The 17,545-nt window shown below is 72.9% G+C and carries 12 protein-coding genes; 3 read left to right on the top strand and 9 right to left on the bottom strand.

Annotated features, from left to right (window positions below; all coding sequences use genetic code 11):
* Positions 1-59: 59 nt before the first annotated feature.
* The gene (locus MUB56_RS08325) at positions 60-2,063 is read right to left on the bottom strand and encodes an ATP-binding protein (RefSeq protein ID WP_244931433.1); all 2,004 of its coding nucleotides are present in this window, start codon (positions 2,061-2,063) and stop codon (positions 60-62) included.
* A 79-nt stretch (positions 2,064-2,142) separates the two neighbouring features.
* On the opposite strand from MUB56_RS08325, the gene MUB56_RS08330 reads away from it, so the two are divergent.
* Both MUB56_RS08330 and MUB56_RS08335 read left to right on the top strand, forming a co-directional pair.
* Positions 2,143-3,378, top strand: coding sequence for a geranylgeranyl reductase family protein (locus MUB56_RS08330; RefSeq protein WP_244931434.1), 1,236 nt, complete (start codon positions 2,143-2,145; stop codon positions 3,376-3,378).
* Positions 3,378-4,274, top strand: a complete 897-nt coding sequence (locus MUB56_RS08335) for an NUDIX domain-containing protein (protein ID WP_244931435.1) — start codon at positions 3,378-3,380, stop codon at positions 4,272-4,274. Before MUB56_RS08330 ends, MUB56_RS08335 begins: the two co-directional genes overlap by 1 nt.
* 156 nt (positions 4,275-4,430) lie before the next feature.
* Here MUB56_RS08335 and MUB56_RS08340 read toward each other — a convergent pair whose 3' ends face one another.
* The 8 genes from MUB56_RS08340 to MUB56_RS08375 all read right to left on the bottom strand — a co-directional run bounded on the left by MUB56_RS08340 (position 4,431) and on the right by MUB56_RS08375 (position 14,516).
* The gene (locus tag MUB56_RS08340) at positions 4,431-5,552 is read right to left on the bottom strand and encodes a hypothetical protein (RefSeq protein ID WP_244931436.1); all 1,122 of its coding nucleotides are present in this window, start codon (positions 5,550-5,552) and stop codon (positions 4,431-4,433) included.
* Positions 5,552-7,009, bottom strand: coding sequence for a substrate-binding domain-containing protein (locus MUB56_RS08345; RefSeq protein WP_244931437.1), 1,458 nt, complete (start codon positions 7,007-7,009; stop codon positions 5,552-5,554). Before MUB56_RS08345 ends, MUB56_RS08340 begins: the two co-directional genes overlap by 1 nt.
* On the bottom strand, positions 7,009-8,154 hold the full coding sequence (locus MUB56_RS08350) for a hypothetical protein (RefSeq protein ID WP_244931438.1): 1,146 nt from the start codon (positions 8,152-8,154) through the stop codon (positions 7,009-7,011). The genes MUB56_RS08345 and MUB56_RS08350 overlap by 1 nt, the downstream gene beginning before the upstream one ends.
* Positions 8,151-9,035 (bottom strand): hypothetical protein, encoded by an 885-nt coding sequence (locus MUB56_RS08355; protein WP_244931439.1) that lies wholly within the window; start codon positions 9,033-9,035, stop codon positions 8,151-8,153. The genes MUB56_RS08350 and MUB56_RS08355 overlap by 4 nt, the downstream gene beginning before the upstream one ends.
* Positions 9,032-10,822 carry a hypothetical protein gene (locus MUB56_RS08360; RefSeq protein ID WP_244931440.1) on the bottom strand — a complete coding sequence of 597 codons (1,791 nt, stop codon included), beginning with the start codon at positions 10,820-10,822 and terminating at the stop codon, positions 9,032-9,034. The genes MUB56_RS08355 and MUB56_RS08360 overlap by 4 nt, the downstream gene beginning before the upstream one ends.
* Complete coding sequence (locus MUB56_RS08365; protein WP_244931441.1) at positions 10,822-12,945, bottom strand: glycosyltransferase; 2,124 nt, start codon at positions 12,943-12,945, stop codon at positions 10,822-10,824. Before MUB56_RS08365 ends, MUB56_RS08360 begins: the two co-directional genes overlap by 1 nt.
* Positions 12,942-13,184 carry a hypothetical protein gene (locus MUB56_RS08370; RefSeq protein ID WP_244931442.1) on the bottom strand — a complete coding sequence of 81 codons (243 nt, stop codon included), beginning with the start codon at positions 13,182-13,184 and terminating at the stop codon, positions 12,942-12,944. The genes MUB56_RS08365 and MUB56_RS08370 overlap by 4 nt, the downstream gene beginning before the upstream one ends.
* 138 nt (positions 13,185-13,322) lie before the next feature.
* Positions 13,323-14,516: a cellulase family glycosylhydrolase gene (locus MUB56_RS08375; protein WP_244931443.1), complete on the bottom strand. Its 1,194-nt coding sequence runs from the start codon at positions 14,514-14,516 to the stop codon at positions 13,323-13,325.
* Between the two features lie 65 nt (positions 14,517-14,581).
* Here MUB56_RS08375 and MUB56_RS08380 point away from each other — a divergent pair, with 65 nt between their 5' ends.
* The gene (locus MUB56_RS08380; protein ID WP_244931444.1) at positions 14,582-17,386 is read left to right on the top strand and encodes an FAD-binding and (Fe-S)-binding domain-containing protein; all 2,805 of its coding nucleotides are present in this window, start codon (positions 14,582-14,584) and stop codon (positions 17,384-17,386) included.
* The last annotated feature ends 159 nt before the right edge of the window (positions 17,387-17,545 follow it).

A 17,545-nucleotide genomic window follows, 5' to 3' on the forward strand; every position in this document is an offset into this window, starting at 1 on the left:
TCAGCACCAGTGGTGCTGACTCGGCCCGCTACTTCTGCTGACTCGGCAAGGGCGGGGGATCAGGGGTCGGGGAGGGTGACGGTGATGCGGGTGCCGGGGGTGGTGGGCTCGATGGTGAAGGTGCCGCGGAGCTCGGCGGCGCGCTCGCGCATCGAGCGCAGGCCGATGCCCGGGCGGGTGCCGGTGGCGACGCCGGTGCCGTCGTCCTCGACGACCAGGCGGACGCCGTCGTCGCAGCGGTCCAGGGTGACCTGGCAGCGGGTGGCGCCGGCGTGCCGGTAGGCGTTCAGGACCGCCTCCGCCGCGACGTGGTAGAGCGCGATCTGGCGGCGGCTGTCGATCCGGTCGGCGTCCTCGGCCCGGACGGCCACCGTGAACCGGCCCTGGTCGAAGCGCTCCACCAGCTGCTCGAGCGCCTCGCCGAGCCGACCGTCCTCCAGCGCCGGGGGCAGCAGGTGCCGCGACATCTGCCGGACGTCCTCGGAGCGCTGGGCGAGCTCGTCCTGGAGCTGGGCGAGCATGTCGGCCTGACCCGGCTCCAGGCCGGCGGTGCGACTGATGGCGGCCAGCGCGAGCGAGGTGCCGGCCAGTGAGGGGCCCAGGCTGTCGTGCAGCTCGCGGCGCAGCAGCCGACGCTCCTCCTGCCGCACGTCGACCAGCCTGGTCCTGGCCCCCTCCAGCTCCGCGTTGACCAGGGCGAGGTCGAGGGCGACGGCGACCAGGGCGGCGAGCTGCTCCACCAGCTCCAGGGTCCTCAGGTCGAGCCGCTCGCCCAGGGGCGCCTCCAGCACCAGCCGGCCGACGTCCTGACCGCGGCTGCGCAGCGGCACCTCGACGGGGACGAACATCCGTCGCGGTCCGGCGCCGACCCGGAGGCCGCCACCGACGTCCTCGACCACCACGGCGCGCAGCCGCAGGCCGCGACGCAGGCCGTCGACCAGTCCCTCCAGGATCGACATCTCGCCGTGCCCGCGCTCGATGTCGGCCCCGAGTCGGTCGAGCAGCCGGCCGGCGTCCGCGCTGGAGCCGAAGACGAGCCGGTCGACCCGCACCTGCAGCCAGGTCCGCAGCGGCATCACGGCCAGCGCCAGGCCGGCCACCGCGACCAGCCCCGCCGACTCCCGACTCCAGGGCAGGTAGCGGCCGCCGAACCAGACCAGCACCAGGTAGGCGCCGACGACGGCGATCGTCAGCAGCGCGCCGACCAGGGCCCGGGAGACCGCCAGGTCGACGCGGTACGACGGCTCCCGCACCACGAGCACGAACACCGCGGCGGGCAGCATCACCATCGCCGCGGAGAGCAGGAACGCGCCGAGCGGGACGGCGGGCCCCTCGGCCGCGAGGCCGGCCTCGAAGGCCAGGTAGGACAGCGAGAGCGCTAACAGGCTGACCATCAGCCAGCGCAGCGCGCGGCGCTCGGAGGCCACCGCGCGGTACGAGCGGAGCGCGAGGCGCAGGGCACCCAGGACCCCGGCGACGACGTAGACCGGGACGATCCACTCGTCGTACCGGGACGCGATGTCGGAGACGCGCGCCGAGGTCAGCGGGTGGTCGGGTGCGCCCTCCTGCTGGATCAGGAAGCGGCTCACCCCCGCACTGAGCGCCAGCACCCCGCCCGCCACCGAGGCGGAGAGCCGCAGCCCGGTCGGCGGGTCGCGCTCGATCAGCCACGGCAGCACCAGGATCGCGCACAGGGTGCCGGCGACCCACCCGGAGACGACCAGCTGCGAGACCAGGGCGTACGCCGGGGGCTGGGGATGCGCGACACCGAGGACGGCGTACTGGATCCCGAAGCTGGTGAGCGAGAAGCCGAACCCCACTCCGAGCAGGGCCCAGCCGACGACGTGGCCGCGGGCCACGACGAGGGCGCCGAACGGGCCGTAGAGGAGGGCAAGGAAGACGTCGGAGACGAAGAACTCCCGGTGCACCTCGAACGGCGGGTCGCCGGTCGAGGCGTTGACCAGGGCCAGCACCACCGCTGCGACGGCGAGTCCGGTCGAGAGCGCACCCAGGAGCACTGCGCTGCCACGCGCGACGCCGAGGGATCGGGGTGCGGCGGGCATGATCGATCATCCTGCCGCAGGAGTCCCGGCTACGAGGGCCGGATGCCCCGAACAGCCGGGCCGATGGGACAATCTGCGGGTGAGCATCCCCGCGAGGACCGACGTCCTGGTCGTCGGCGCCGGCCCCGCCGGTGCCGCTGCTGCGGCCTGGGCTGCGCGCGGCGGCGCCGACGTCGTGCTCGCCGACGCGGCGGTCTTCCCCCGCGACAAGACCTGCGGGGACGGGCTCACCCCCCGCGCGATCGGCGAGCTGCAGCGCCTCGGCCTCGAGGACTGGCTGCGCGCCCACACCGTCAACCAGGGCCTGCGGGCGCACGGCTTCGGCCAGACGCTCCTGCTGCCGTGGCCCGGTGGGTCGCTGCCCGACTGGGGCTCGGCCGTCGCGCGCACCGAGCTCGACGACCACCTGCGCACCACGGCGCTGAAGTCCGGCGCCACCGGCATCGACGGCGCCCGCGCGGTCGACGTACGACGTGACGGCGAGCGGGTCGCCGCCGTCGTGTTCAAGACCGCCACCGGCACCGTCGAGATCGCGTGCGACACCCTCGTCGTCGCCGACGGGGTCCGCTCGCCGCTCGGCAAGATCCTCGGGCGGGAGTGGCACCGCGACACGGTGTACGGCGTCGCCGGACGCTCGTACGTCGCCTCCGAGCTGAGCGACGACCCGTGGATCAGCTCGCACCTGGAGCTGCGCGGGGAGGACGGGGACATCCTCAGCGGCTACGGCTGGATCTTCCCGCTCGGCACCGGCGAGGTGAACCTCGGCGTCGGCACGCTCGCGACCGCGAAACGGCCCACCGACATCGCCGTCCGACCGCTGATGGCGCACTACGCCGAGCAGCGCCGCGAGGAGTTCCGGCTCGGCGACGAGCTGCGGGCCCCCACCTCCGCGCTCCTGCCGATGGGCGGGGCCGTCTCGCACGTCGCCGGGGCCAACTGGGCCCTGATCGGCGACGCGGCCGGCTGCGTGAACCCGCTCAACGGCGAGGGGATCGACTACGGCCTCGAGACCGGCCGGCTGGTGGCCGAGCTGATCGCCGACGGGGCGGCGCTGGACCGGGCCTGGCCCGCGCTGCTCAGCGAGCACTACGGCGAGGCGTTCTCGATCGCTCGCCGGCTCGCGGGGCTGGTCACCGTGCCGCGGCTGCTCCCCGCCCTCGGCCCGGTGGGCATGCGCTCGGACTGGCTGATGACCCTCGCGCTGCGCTGGATGGGCAACCTGGTGACCGACGAGGACCGCGACCGGGCGGCGCGGGTGTGGCGCTGGGCCGGCCGCCGCTCGATCGCCCGCGACCACCGACCGCCGTTCTCCTGATGCGCAACCTGCCGCACGAGCGTCGGCTGGCGGCGTACGCCGTGGTGCTCCGCGACGAGCAGGTGCTGTTGAGCCGGCTCGCGCCGCGCGTCAGCGCCAACGAGCTGTGGACCCTGCCCGGCGGCGGGGTCGAGCACGGCGAGGACCCGCGGGACGCGGTCGTGCGCGAGGTGCACGAGGAGACCGGGCTCGACGTCCGGGTGGGGGAGGAGGCGCGGGTCGACTCCCTCCACCAGCCCTCGGCGTGGCGGGGTGGTCGCCGGGTCGACGCCCACTCGGTGCGGCTGGTCTACGAGGGCTGGGTGCCGCGCGACGCACCCCCGCCGCGGGTCGTGGAGGTCGACGGGTCGACGGTGGACGCGGCCTGGCACCCGGTCGCGGCGGTCCTGGACGGCACGGTGCCGACGGCGCCGCTGGTCCGCCTGGCCCTGCGCAGCCACGAGCCGTTCCGGCTGCAGCGGGTGGCGGCGTACGCCCTGGTGCGCCGGGGCGACGATGTGCTGCTCACCCGGATCTCCGAGCGCGGCTTCCACTCCGGCAGCTGGACGCTGCCCGGCGGCGGCATCGACCACGGCGAGGCGCCGCGGGAGGCGCTGGTGCGCGAGGTGCGCGAGGAGTGCGGGGTCGACTGCGTGGTCGGCGAGGTCCTGGAGGTGCACGACGTGCACTTCGGGGGTACGGCGCCGTCCGGCCGCCACGAGGACTTCCACGCCGTCCACCTGGTCTTCGCTGCCACGGTCCCCGACGACGCCGAGCCCCGCGTGCTCGAGGCGGACGGGACCACCGACGCCGCCGCCTGGGTGCCGCTCGCCGACGTGCGCGCCGGAGAGATCGACGTACTCGAGGTCGTCCGGGTGGCGCTGGACGCTGCCGACCGTCGTACTCCCGGGAGCTGAGCTGCGCGACCCGTCACTTTCTCGCCGTTTTTTGCGGCGTGTCGGAGAAGGAATGACGGTTCGACCATCGGACGCCGACGTCCGTTGATCGAACCGTCGATCGTGCGTCGACACACCGCAATTCCTGCCGATTAAGTGACGGGTCGGCGAGTGGGATCAGTACGCCGCGACCGCGGTCTCGCAGACGTTCAGCTCGGGACGGGCCCGGTTGTTGGTGAGCAGGTAGGACGAGACGATGAAGCTGCGCTTGACCTTCCCGACCTCGAAGAAGAGTCGCAGCATCCCGTTTCGGGGCAGGTCGATGCTGCCGACCAGTCCGGTCTCCGGGTCGTAGCCGATGCTCTCGCCGTCGACGTGCTGCTCCACCCGGCCCTCGCCGGTGACTGTCTCGACCCACACCCGGGCGCTGCGGTTGCGCATCGCCGGGGCCAGCGCGATGGTGCGCCGACCCTCGCGGGAGCCGGTGTCGGGCTCGCACCGCAGCTGCAGGGTGCCGAGCTGGGGCAGGTCGTACTCGGCGTGCTGGGTCGTGGCGGCGTCGGCGTCGCCGTGCCAGCTCACGCCCATCCGCGGGGCGTAGCGCGTGGTGAAGACGGCGTCAATCTTGCAGGAGCGCCACGACATCGGGTGCCGGAAGCCGGTCCACCACCAGTTCAGCTTGACCGACGTCACCGGCCGCGGCGCCGAGCCGGTGACCGGCTGGTTCCGGCCGGGGCGCTGGCTGATCACGCCGTCGAGGTAGCCGCTGGAGAAGTTCTCGATCCGGCCGCGCTGGTTGAGACCCTCGCTGGAGGTCGCGCCGGTGCCGCCGGTGCCGTCGTCGGCCGCGTCGGCGTACTGGTAGACCCGCGCGGTCTTGGTCGCGACCACGGCGCGGTTGTCCTTGGTCTCGTACTTCGCCATCCAGAACTGCGTCTCGGCGGAGCGGTCCTCGACCCGGAGCCGGAGGTACGTCGCGTTCGGCCGACACGTCATCGACAGTCGCCCGATCCCCGGGATCACCGCCGACTTGCTGTAGACCCGCCTCTTCTTGGTGCCCTTCCAGGAGACGGTGACCTGCTGGACCCGGCGGTCGGACTGCTTCTTGCGCGCCGTCCGCATCGTCGCCGGCGCCCGCCCGGGGGTCCCGGCGCGGCTCGCGTCGAGCCTCACGACCCCCGAGGCGTCGCCGGTGGCGGCAGCCGCCGACGCGGAGGGTACGACGGAGCCGAGGCCCGCCGTCGCGAGCGTGAGGAGCAGGGGTACGGCGAGCCAGCGGCGGCTCCGAGACGGCGACATCACTCGGCCGGCTGGTCGACGGGAGTGGCGTCGTCCGAGGACTCCTCGGACGAGGACTCCTCCTCCGGGACCACCAGCTCGGGGGCCTGCTCGCCCCGCACGACGGCCAGCTGTTGGGCCACGGTGGCATCGGGCAGGGGGACCAGCCGGGCGTCGTCGGCCGCCTCGACGGAGTGCTCGAGAGCGAACTCCAGCAGCTCGCGGAGGGTCTCGCGGTCCAACGAGCGGGTCGTCGTCGTGAGCAGCAGCCGCTGCGCGAGCGGGTACTCGCCCGAGACGATCGTGCGCTGGCTGGGGAAGACGCAGTTGCGCTGGCCGTCGGGGAGCGTGATCTCGAAGGGGCGGAGCTGGTCCTCGAAGAGCTCGTAGTAGCTGAACCGGAAGTACGCCACGTTGCCGCGGGTCTCCTCGTAGCGGCGCAGCGCGGCGGTCGTCGACACCGCGTTGCCCCGGACCCGCACCCAGCGGGCCCGGAGGTCGCGCATCACGGCCCGGGCGGACCGCCACGCGGCCCGCGCCTGGTCCAGACGCTGCTGGTCGCGCACCTGCTGGTCGGCGGGGCGCCGGTCGCGGACGCCCTTGGCCACCTCGGCCTCGGCCGCCTGGACCTCCTCGTAGGCGTCGGCGACGACCTGACGTTGGCCGGCGACCTGGCTGCGGAGCTCCTCGCGGACCCGCAGCCGGTCGGCGTTGCGGGCGGCGAGCCGCTTGTCGCGGGCGCTGCCGACGACGAAGGTCCGCGAGCCGCGGTCGTTGTCGAAGGACTCGTAGTCGGAGCGCAGGTTGACCAGGGACGGCTGCGGCGCGTCGAGCACCACGCGGCCGAAGAAGCTGAATGCCTGGTTGTCCTGGTCGGGACCCGCGACGCTCAGCGGTACGCCGTCGAGGCCGACCTGCTCCCAGTTCGTGACGGGGGAGCCGGCCCGGTAGATGTCCTGGACCTGCTGGGTGTCCAGGCAGTCGCCGCCGACGTCGGACTCGGACTTGATGGCCACGACGACGGCGTCCGCGCCGACCTGGAACTGGACCACGTCGAGCCCCACGGCACGGCAGGCGTCCCACTCGGCCCGGGTGATCTCACGGTCGGAGTCGACGACGTCGATCTCGCCGGCACACAGCCGCTGGAAGGCGGCGTCCTCGCCGTTCGCGTCCACGTCGACGGTCGTCGACGTGCCGTCGCGGAGGTAGGCGGCGGTGAGGTCGCGGGTCAGCGAGCTGTCGGTGTTGCCGTCGATGGACACCGTGCCGGCCTGCGGGGTCGGCAGCTCCGCCGCCCGGCGGGCGACCTCCTGCTGCTGTGCCAGCTCGCTGCGGTTCTGCACGTTCTGGGCCTCGGCGACCAGGTCGCCGCCGTCGGAGTCGTCGGAGCTGCACGAGGCGAGCAGACCGGCGGCGAGCAGCAGTCCGGTGCCGGTGGCGAGACGTCGTACGCCGGCGCTGCGCGTGGGGCGGCGCATCAGGGTGCTCCCTCGGTGGTGGTCGGAGTGGCGCTGGGCGTGCCCGGGGTGGCGCGGGCGCCGTCGCCGGCGTCCGCCTCGTCGGGCGGGTACTGGTAGCGGGTGCCGAGCTGGACGACCTCGAAGTCGTCGAGGTGCAGGCCCTGCAGCTCGTTGCCGCGGAGCATGTCGCCGGTGACGTCGCGCTGGGCGTACAACGTCGGTACGGCGGCGCGGTCCACGACGATCGCCCCGTAGGTGCGCAGGGCCAGGGCGATCGCGTCGGCGTACCGGCGCTGCTGGTCGGTCATCGGGATCGGCTCACCGGTCACCGGGTCGACCGGGTCCGCCATGGTCACGTCGGCCTTGAGACGGATCCGGGCGCCTTCGGGCAGCGACTGGGGCCGGCCGTTGCCGTCGGTCGACGACGCGGGCTGGACGAACGAGCTCTGGGCCGGGCCCGGCACGCTGATCGCGAGCGCGTGCTCGATCCGGCCGGCGTTCAGCTCGCCTGGGCGGATCAGCCCGGCGAACAGCGGGAGGCCGGAGCCGCGGGCACCGACGACCTGAGGGTCGCTGAAGCCCTCGCCCTCGAGCTCCCAGATCCGCATGAAGTGGTAGGAGATGCTCCCGTCGTCCTCGCGGCGCGCGCGCCACAGGTCGTAGGCGATCGACTTGCTGGGGTCGAAGATGGTGTACCAGCCGTCGTAGCGCGGGTCGGGGTCGACGTCGGTCGGGACGTCGAGCACCATGCTGGCCTCGCCGTCGCCGCAGACGATCTGCCGGCACACGACGGGGGTCGGCTTGCCGCCGGCGACCACGGGCGTCGTCCAGGCCTCGGTGTTGATGTAGACCGGGTCGGTGATGCGGCGCGGCTCGGTGCGGATCCGGTCGCCGTTCTCGACGACGCCGATCCGCTCCTGGGCCAGGTCCATCATCGCGACGGAGTCGGGATCGACCGTGAGGTCGTCGGCCCGGGTGTTCCACGGGGAGGAGTCGGAGAAGAAGCGGGTCTCGGCGGAGGTCAGGGTGTTGGCCGCATCGGCGCCGTCCGCGGTGATCTGGAGGTCCGGCTCGGGCGCCGCGGGATCGTCGCCTCCGCAGCCGGCGAGCACGAGGGCGGCGACGGTGGCGAGCGCGACGAGCCCGTGCCGGCGGGCGTTCACGACCAGCTCCGGTGATCGGCGACCGAGGTGGACTCGATGCTCGAGTCCAGGGTCTGGGCGAACCGCGAGAAGGTGCCGCCGACATCGGCGAGCCGCCGCTCGGTGGGCGTCGCCCCGCCGAGGGACCCGGTCCGGGTGCGCGCGGCGGTGACGATGGCGTGCGCCTCGCGGCGGGCGTGCAGGCGGATCAGCTCCGCGTCGAGCTCGGCCTGCGCCGTCAGCAGCTCCAGGCGCCGGGCCGCCTCGTTCTCGATGGCCTCCAGGTGGCGCAGGTGGGCGACCTCGGCCGCGCGCATCCGGACGCGTGCGGACTCCGCGACCTCCTCGACCGAGAGACCCAGGTAGGCGACGTCGTTCTCGGGCACGGTCGACGGGCTGGTCAGCGTCGGCGTCCGGCGACGCAGGCGCGCCCGGGCGTACGGGTCGGCGTAGGCGTCGGGGTACTCGTCGAGGTCGTCGTGCTCCTCGGGCCCGTCGTCGGCCGGCTCGGGCTCGGTGAAGGACTGGGGCTCGATCTCCGGCTCGGGCTCGACCGCCTCGACGTGCACCTCGGGCTCGTCCAGCTCGGCCTCGTCCGGCTCGGCCTCGGCCGGTTCGGCCTCGGCGGCGGGTGCGAGGACGGGCGCCTCGTCGACGGGCACGGACGTGGGCTCGGCCGCGGCCGGCTTCGGCGTGGGCAGGGTGGCCTTGGCGCTCGGGCGGGGTCGGGCCTTCGCCTTGCCGGACCGGGCCGAGGGTGCGGCCGGCTCCCCGGACGCTGTCTCGTCGCGCTGGTCGGGGACCAGGCGGGAGGCGAAGTCGACGCGCCCGATCAGGGTCTCGCCCCCCGAGAGGATGTCGGCGAGCGACGGGGGCGGAGCGATCTTGTCGTGGTCGATCATCGGACCGAGCCTCCTTGGCTGTTGCCGGTCGACGGCGCCGGGACGTTGGTGCCGGTGCCGTCGGCGGCGGGGTCGGCGGCGTCGCCGCGCTGGTAGCCGGCGGGGACGCCGACGAGGCGGTAGCGGGGCGTGGAGAAGAGCTCGGGCAGCATCGCGTCGTTGCCGTCGACGGCGTCGGTGTAGAGCTGGCTGAGCAGGTCCTCGCTGGTGTCGGTGGACAGCAGCAGGTAGCGAACGCCGGCTCGGGCCGGGTTCTTCGCGGCGGTCTGCCACGGGCCGTCGGAGTGGTCGACCCGGTCGAAGAAGAGGGCCGGGTCGCCGGTCAGCAGCATCACGCCGTACGTCTGGGCGTTGTCGGTGAGGATCGAGTCCTGGCCGGTGATGTTGGCGCGGATGTAGTCGGCCATCGCCTGCTCGGAGACCACGCCGATGGTGCCGCCCCCGATGGTCCGCGCGCCCTCCTGGCTCTCGCCGGTGCTGATCGCGGCGGCGAAGGCGGACTCGAGGTTCTGGTAGCGGTAGGTCTTCATGGCGTGGAAGGTCCACGGGATGCTGGCGACGAGGACCGCGACCAGCACCGCGCTGACCGCGGCGTTCTGGGTGCCGGAGGAGCGGGCCACCCAGATCGCACCGACGACCGCGAACAGCAGGATCGGCAGGGCGTTGCGCATCAGCATCGGCGCGTCGGCGAGACCGAGCGCCACCGACGCGGCGGGGGCGAGGATCGCGGCCCCGAGCATCACCGCGAGCCACAGCGCGAAGCCGTTGTTGCGGAAGCCGCTGAAGATCAGCGCGGGCAGTACGACGATCGCCAGCGGCGCGCCGTACAGGACCAGCTCGCCGGTGTACTGGGCGAGCTCGAGGAAGCTGAAGTGCTCCGTGGCGCCCGACGCGGCCGCGTCGTTGCTGTTGGTGATCCAGGCGATCGGGTTCGACAGCAGGATCAGGTTGAAGGCCGTCCAGAGGGCGATGACGTACGCCGTCGGCGCGGCGAAGCCGACCGTGGTGCCCTCGATCTCCTCGCCCCGTGCGCCGAGCCGGCTCAGCACCGAGCCGATCATCAGCGCGCCGATGGCGAACCAGATCAGGCTGGAGTAGCCGGCGAGCATCGCGACCGAGAAGGCGAGGCCCGAGATCATCACGAAGCGGATGTCGGCGGTGACGTACCAGGCGAACAGGGCGCCGACCGCGGCCATCACCAGCGAGATCCAGATGAAGTGCCGCGACCCGCCCGCGCCGTACAGCAGCACCAGCGGGTTGGCGCCGACCGCGAGCAGCACGGCGTACCGCAGCGCGATGAGCACCTGGGCGCGGCGCAGCATGCTGTTGAGCAGCACCATGGTCGCGGCGGCGAACAGCGCCGACGCCACGGGGACGATCACCAGCGAGCGGGCCAGTGCGGGGATCAGGGTCAGCGGCGAGATCAGCAGGGTGGCCAGCGGCGGGTAGTCGAAGCCGATGGCGGAGAGCTTGGCGGGGTCGTTGTGCCAGACCATCAGCGAGCGGTTGAGCCGGTCCAGGGTCTCGAAGCTCACCACGTGCATCTCGGCGACCAGCCAGTAGCCGAACCAGATGTAGGCGACGGCGAAGAACGCGAAGATCGCGAGGCTCTCCCACCGGCGGCGCTCGATGTCGTGCGGGCGGTGGCCGACGGCCTGGACGGTGCCGGCCAGTCGCTCCTTGGTACGACGGACGACCTGGTCCTTCTCGGCCTGGGCGCCGTCGAGCTGGCCGGTCCCGGACGGGGTGGGCTCGGTCGGGGTGGGCTCGGTGACGGACGTGTTCATCAGTGCCCCTCGTCCAGACCGTGCTCGGTCTTCTCCCAGTAGAACGGGTTCGTGAAGAGCTGGATGAAGCCCTTCCACGCCGCCAGGCTCATCAGGCCCCAGTACAGCGGCGAGAGCAGGGCGGTGCTGGTGATCCCGAACTCGCCGCGTTGCAGGCTGCCCGCCACGTTGAGGTAGATGAAGACGAAGTTGCCGACGAACAGCATCGCGCTGGCGACGTAGAAGACGATGCCCGGGAAGAGCTGCTCGATGAAGCCGGCCTGGGTGAAGAAGTACAGCGTGGTCAGGCCCCAGAAGATCGGGTTGAGCAGCAGCACGAACGCGCTGCCCATGGTCAGGTTGAAGCTCATGAAGCCGCGCAGACCGGTCTGCGCGAGCAGCTGGAGCGGGTTGCGCATGTGGACCAGCCAGGTCTGGAAGTAGCCCTTGTTCCAGCGGCTGCGCTGCCGGATCCAGTTCGGGACGACCGAGTTGGCCTCCTCCAGCGTCGTGGAGTCGATCATCGCCGTGCGGTAGCCCTTGCGGTGCAGGCGGATGCCGAGGTCGGCGTCCTCGGTCACGTTGAACGGGTCCCAGGCGCCCAGCTCGCGCAGCGTCGAGGTCACGAAGTGGTTGGAGGTGCCGCCGAGCGGGATCGGGGAGCCCGCGGCGCCCATGGCGGGCAGGATCAGCTCGAAGTGCATGGAGTACTCGTTGGCGAACCAGGCCGTCAGCATGTTCTGGTCCTGGTTGAAGTGGTTCAGCTTGGCCTGGACACAGGCGACGTTGCGGTCGACGCGGGTGAAGGTGACGAACGCCTTCTTCAGCTGGTCGGGGTCTGGGCGGTCCTCGGCGTCGAAGATCACGCAGTACTTGCCCTTGGACAGCTGCAGGCCGTAGTTGCAGGCCTTCGGCTTGGTCTTCGGCAGGCTGTCGGGGACGACCACCAGGTGGAAGTGCGGCGGCAGGTTCATCGAGCGGATCTTCTCGATCGTCTCGACGTCGTCCTCCTCGCAGAGGAGCTTCACGTCCAGGCGGGTCTTCGGGTAGTCCAGCGCGTTCATGTCGCGGACCAGGCGCGGCACGATCCCAGCCTCCTTGTAGAGCGGGACCAGGATCGTGTAGATCGGCAGGATCCGCTCGTCGAGGTCGGCGAGCTCCTCGTCGGTGACGTCGTACTCGAGGTGCGTGCCGAGCGCTCGCAGGGTGAGCCGGAACTTGTAGACCGACACCGCGAGGTAGGCGACGCTGCACAGCGCCACCAGCCCGATCAGGGTCTCCATCGGCCAGACGACCCCCACCAGCACGGCGAGGATGATGAGGCAGACGAAGAACGCCTTCTGGGTCGGCGAGACGACCACGTGGGCCGACTCCTCGGGCCGGGTCTCCATCATCAGCCGGGTCGCGACCTCGGCGTAGTGGTGCGAGTGCACCCGCTGGATGAGCTGGTCGAGGTCGATGCGGTTGGCCAGCAGCTGGCGGACCGGACGGCCCAGGGCCGCCTCGACCCGGGCCAGGTCCTCGTGGCCGAGCGGCCGGGCGACCGCCACCAGGAACTCGTTGCCCGAGCGGGCGACCGGGAGGGCCTGCAGCTCCTGCGCGAGCACCTCGGGCAGCGCCCGGGACACCTCGTCCTCGGGCTCGAAGTCGGTGAGGCCGACCCGTTGGAGCTGGTGCAGCTCGGAGAGGGCGGCGACCAGCACGTCCTCGGAGATCGCCCCGTGGGAGACCAGGATGTCGCCGAGCGGGTCGCCGGTGCGGGAGTACTCCAGGGTGGCTGCCTGCAGCTGGTCCTCGGTCACCAGACCGCTGCGGGTCAGCATCTGGGCGATCTGGACCCGCGCCCGACGGTCCTCGGGGGACTCGAGGTTCTCCTCCAGTGCCGGGTAGACGGCGTCGATGGCGCCGTTGATCTCGTTGACGGTGTGTCGCACGAGGACGAACGGACGGGTGAACCGCTCCGCGACGACGCGCTCGACGATCGGGTCGGAGACGTCGGCCGTCGCGATCAGCAGCTGGCCCTCGACCTCGGCGTACGGCAGCACCCGGAAGGTGCGGCAGAAGCCCTCGGGAAGCAGCAGGCCGAGCTCGGGGTCGATGCCGTCGGTGAGGCGGGACGCGGCGGCGACAGCAGTGGTGGTCACTGGGCACCCGATCCGAAGCCGGTGGTCGGGGTCTCGGGCGAGGCACCGGCCCGGCGCTTGGCCTCATTGCGACCGCGCATGACGGTGTAGACGAGGAAGGCGATCGCGAGGGCGAGCAGCGGCGCGACCAGGAAGGTGACGACCACGACGAGGAACCCGCCGAGCTGCAGCAGGGCGCCGAGGCCCGCGGCGCCCGCGCTCTTGCCCTCCGGGCGCGACGATGTTGCTTGGACCGTCATGACTTATCCCCCCACCGGTGCCCCACGGCCCTCACAGGTCCGTGGCTTGCGGCTCTCATCCTTCCGGGCGGGATCCCACTGGACCTCCTCAGTGCAGTAACAGCACGTCAAAAACCCATCTTTATCTTGTGAGTGAGGTCACTTTGGCGAGATGGGTGGGACCGGCTCGCCGGAGAGCCAGGCCCGGGCGCGAACTCCGTACTCGGTGGGGGTGCCGCCCTGCTCGACCAGCAGGGACATCGGGTCGGTCGCGTGCGCGGCCCAGACCCAGAACAGCGCGCCGATGCCGTGCTCGTCGGCCCAGTCGAGCTGGTCGTCGACGTAGCCGGCGAGCGGGTCCGTGGCGCCCAGCTCGGCGATCAGCACCGGTACGTCGTCGGCGAGCGGAGCGAGGACGGAGTCCCAGCACTCGCGGGTCGAGCACTCCTTGAAGTCGTAGCTGTGGAAGGCCGCCACGAGCTGGTCGTCGTCGGGGGCGAACTCGCGCCACCGGCTGAGGTCGTTGGCGTAGTCGAGCCCGCCGAGGAGGACCGGCTGGTCGGCGCCGCTGTCGCGGATCTCGCCGACGACCGCGGCCATGCCCTGCACGGGGTAGGTCTCCCGGCTGTCGGGCGTGGTCTGGTCGTCCACGGCCGGGGCCGCGCAGCCGCCGTCGCGCCAGCACTCCCAGGTCAGGTCGAAGACCAGCTCGTCGGTGGCGTCGTAGCGCGAGTAGGGCTCGTTGAACGCGTCGAACATCACCGAGGGGTTGTGCTGGTACGCCGTCGCGACGCTGCGCCAGAAGAGCAGCGACTCGCTGTCGGGCATCGCCAGGTTGCCGAACTCGGGCGCGGGCGCCCGCTTGCGGCTGTGCAGGTCGAGGATCACCACCAGGCCGTGGCGGTTCAGGGCGGTGACGAACCGGGCGACCTCGTCGCGGTAGCCCTGTGCGGTGCGCTCCTCGTACTGGTCGCTCACCGGTGCCCCGCGGCTGCCGAGCCAGCAGTCCTGGTTGAGGGGGAGTCGGACGGTGTTGGCGCCCCACGCGGCGATCGCGGCGGCCTGGGTGGCGTGCGGCTCCGCCGAGCCGGTGCTGTCCAGGGAGCTGATGCCCCAGCCCTGGGCGCAGGCGTACTCGAAGCTCGACCAGTTCACGCCGCGCGGCACGAAGGTGCTGCCGTCGCGGGTGTCGACGAGCCGCTTCCCGTCCACCCGCGGCTGCGGGGCGCCGGTGGTGGCGGCCGCCGCGTCGGGATCGTCGTCGAGCAGCCCCGACTTCCCGACGGAGAATGCAGCGGCGCCCAGCAGCAGGGCGATCGACGTCGCCAGCAGGACGCGAACGTGTCGACGCACGAAGGCCCCCCTTTCCCTCGGTGACGCATCGTACGGGCAACAGCCTGGGCGGCTATCGTGAAGTCGTGAGCGACCCGGCGGCCGATGCGCGGGTCGACCTGGTGGCCGAGCTCCGCCGTCGGGGGGTCACCGATGCCGACGACTCGGTCCTGACCCGAGCGCTCTACTCCTCCGACGCCTCGCTCTACCGCGTCGTGCCGCAGGTCGTCGCGCGGCCGCGATCGCGCGAGGAGCTGCTGGCGGTGCTCGACCTGTCGCGCACGAGCGGCGTACCTCTCACGATGCGGGGCGCCGGTACGTCGATCGCCGGCAACGCGGTCGGGACCGGCATCGTCGTGGACACCGTCCGGCACCTCGGGCGGGTGCTGTCGATCGACCCCGAGACCCGGACCGCGGTCGTGGAGCCCGGTGCGGTGCACGCGACCCTGCAGCGGGCCGCCGCCGCGCACGGGCTGCGGTTCGGCCCGGACCCGTCGACGCACTCGCGCTGCACGGTCGGCGGGATGATCGGGAACAACGCCTGCGGGTCGCGCGCGCTCGGCTACGGCCGGACCTCCGACAACGTGGTCGCGCTGGAGACGGCGTACGCCGCCGACGGTGACGTGCCGGCGGCGCTCGAGGCGCTGGTCGCCGACCACCTGGCGCACGTGCGGACGACCTTCGGGCGGTTCTCGCGGCAGGTCAGCGGCTACTCCCTCGAGCACCTGCTGCCCGAGCGACGCTCGGTCGACCGCTTCCTGGTGGGCTCCGAGGGCACCCTGGCGGTGGTGCTCGGCGCGACCGTGCGGCTGGTGCCGGACGAGCCGGTGCGGGAGCTGGTCGTGCTGGGCTACCCGTCGATGGCGGAGGCGGCGGACGCGGTGCCGGCGCTGCTGGCGGCGGCACCCGCTGTGGATCCTGTTGTGGAGAGCGGGTCCGGGCTGTCGGCGGCGGGTGCTCGGCTGGTCGCATGCGAGGGACTGGACGCGCGGATCGTCGACCTGGTGCGGAGCCGAGGGGGCTCCGTGCCCGAGCTGCCGCGCGGTTCGGGCTGGCTGTTCGTGGAGGTCGTCGGGCCCGACGCGCCCTCGCTCGTCTCGTCGCTGGTCGCCGTGTCCGGGGCGCTCGCCCACCGGCGGGTGGGCTCGAGCGCCGAGGCCGCGGCCCTGTGGCGGATCCGCGAGGACGGGGCCGGGCTGGCGGCCCGCAGCCTGAGCCGGCCGGCGTACTCCGGCTGGGAGGACGCCGCGGTCCCACCGGAGCGGCTCGGGGCGTGGCTGCGCGACTTCGACGAGCTGCTGCGCGAGCACGGGCTGGACGGCGTCCCCTACGGCCACTTCGGCGACGGCTGCGTGCACGTCCGCATCGACTTCGACCTGACGGGAGGGGCCACCGGCCGGTTCCGCGACTTCCTCATCGCGAGCGCGCTCCGCCTGCGCGACCACGGCGGCTCGCTGTCCGGTGAGCACGGCGACGGGCGCGCGCGTTCGGAGCTGCTGCCGCTGATGTACGACGCGGAGTCGCTGCGGCTCTTCGGCGCGGTCAAGGCGATCTGCGATCCGGCGGGCGTGCTCAACCCGGGCGTGCTGGTGGATCCCGCGCCGCTCGACGCGGACCTGCGCGCGGTGCGCCCACGGCTGCCGGTGCGGTCGCTGCTGCGGTTGGTCGAGGACGGCGGCTCGCTGGGCGACGCGGTGCACCGCTGCACCGGGGTCGGTCGCTGCGTCGCGCCGACCACGACCGGGGTGATGTGCCCCTCCTACCTCGCCACCCGGGAGGAGAAGGACTCCACCCGCGGTCGGGCGCGGGTGCTCCAGGAGGCGCTCGACGGCTCGCTGGTGACCGGCCTCGCGGACCCGGCGGTGACCGAGGCGCTCGACCTGTGCCTGGCGTGCAAGGGCTGTGCGTCCGACTGTCCGACCGGCGTCGATCTCGCGACCTACAAGGCCGAGGCGCTGCACCAGCAGTACGCCGGGCGCCGCCGGCCGCGCAGCCACCACACGCTGGGCGGGCTGCCGCGCTGGGTGGCGCTGGCTGCGCCGGTCGCCCCGGTGCTGGCTCGCGCGCAGCGGGTGCCGCTGCTGGGTCGCCTCGCGGGCGCGCTCGCCGGCGTCGACCGGCGGCGCACGCTGCCGGCGCTCGCGCCCCAGTCGCTGCGCCGCTCCGCGGGGGTGCCCGACCGGGTCCCGGACGTGTGGATCTGGGCCGACACCTTCACCGACCACTTCCTGCCGGGCACGGCGCGCGCGGCCGTCCGGGTGCTGGAGGCGGCCGGGCTCAGCGTCCGGGTGATCGCCGACGACGCCTGCTGCGGGCTCACCTGGCTGACCACGGGCCAGCTCGAGCGGGCCCGGTCCACGATGGCGGGCACGGTCCGGACGCTGGCGCCGTACGTCTCGAGCGGGGTGCCGGTGATCGGCCTGGAGCCCTCCTGCCTGGCGACCCTGCGCAGCGACGCGGTCCAGCTGGTCGACGACCCCCGGGCGGTCGTGGTGGCCGAGGGCGTGCTGACCTTCGCCGAGCTCGTCGACCGGCTCGGCGTGCCGGTGCCGGACCTGACCGGGGTCGAGGTGGTCGCCCAGCCGCACTGCCACCAGTCGTCGGTGCTCGGCTGGGCGGCCGACGAGCGGCTGTTGACCGGCGCCGGCGCGACGGTGACCCGGGTGCCGGGCTGCTGCGGGCTCGCCGGCAGCTGGGGCATGGAGCCCGGCCACTACGACACCTCGGTCGCGGTCGCCGAGACCCACCTGCTGCCGGCCGTGCGCGCCCGACCGGACGCGATCGTGCTGGCCGACGGCCTGTCGTGCCGCCATCAGCTCGACGACCTCGCCGGCGTGCCGGCGATGCACCTGGCCGAACTGCTCGCTTCTCGTGGCGCGTGTGCGAAATAGTTGGACGGTTGGCGTCGTCAGGGTTCGTGCCTCGCAAGGCGGCGGCACGACGGCATACCGGGCGTCTTCCGAGTGCTGCCAACGCAGCGAGGGGCGCGCCATGGCGGCGTCCAACCGTTCAAGGATTTCGTGCGCGCGACACTAGACTCGTCGAGTGAA

Origin of the sequence: Nocardioides sp. W7 (assembly GCF_022919075.1) — a bacterium.
GTDB lineage: Bacteria > Actinomycetota > Actinomycetes > Propionibacteriales > Nocardioidaceae > Nocardioides.

Coding starts and splice junctions, on each gene's coding strand:
- MUB56_RS08335 (WP_244931435.1), top strand. CDS start 3,378: ATGCGCAACCTGCCGCACGAGCGTCGGCTGGCGGCGTACGCCGTGGTG.
- MUB56_RS08355 (WP_244931439.1), bottom strand. CDS start 9,035: ATGATCGACCACGACAAGATCGCTCCGCCCCCGTCGCTCGCCGACATC.
- MUB56_RS08345 (WP_244931437.1), bottom strand. CDS start 7,009: ATGCGCCGCCCCACGCGCAGCGCCGGCGTACGACGTCTCGCCACCGGC.
- MUB56_RS08325 (WP_244931433.1), bottom strand. CDS start 2,063: ATGCCCGCCGCACCCCGATCCCTCGGCGTCGCGCGTGGCAGCGCAGTG.
- MUB56_RS08340 (WP_244931436.1), bottom strand. CDS start 5,552: ATGTCGCCGTCTCGGAGCCGCCGCTGGCTCGCCGTACCCCTGCTCCTC.
- MUB56_RS08360 (WP_244931440.1), bottom strand. CDS start 10,822: ATGAACACGTCCGTCACCGAGCCCACCCCGACCGAGCCCACCCCGTCC.
- MUB56_RS08370 (WP_244931442.1), bottom strand. CDS start 13,184: ATGACGGTCCAAGCAACATCGTCGCGCCCGGAGGGCAAGAGCGCGGGC.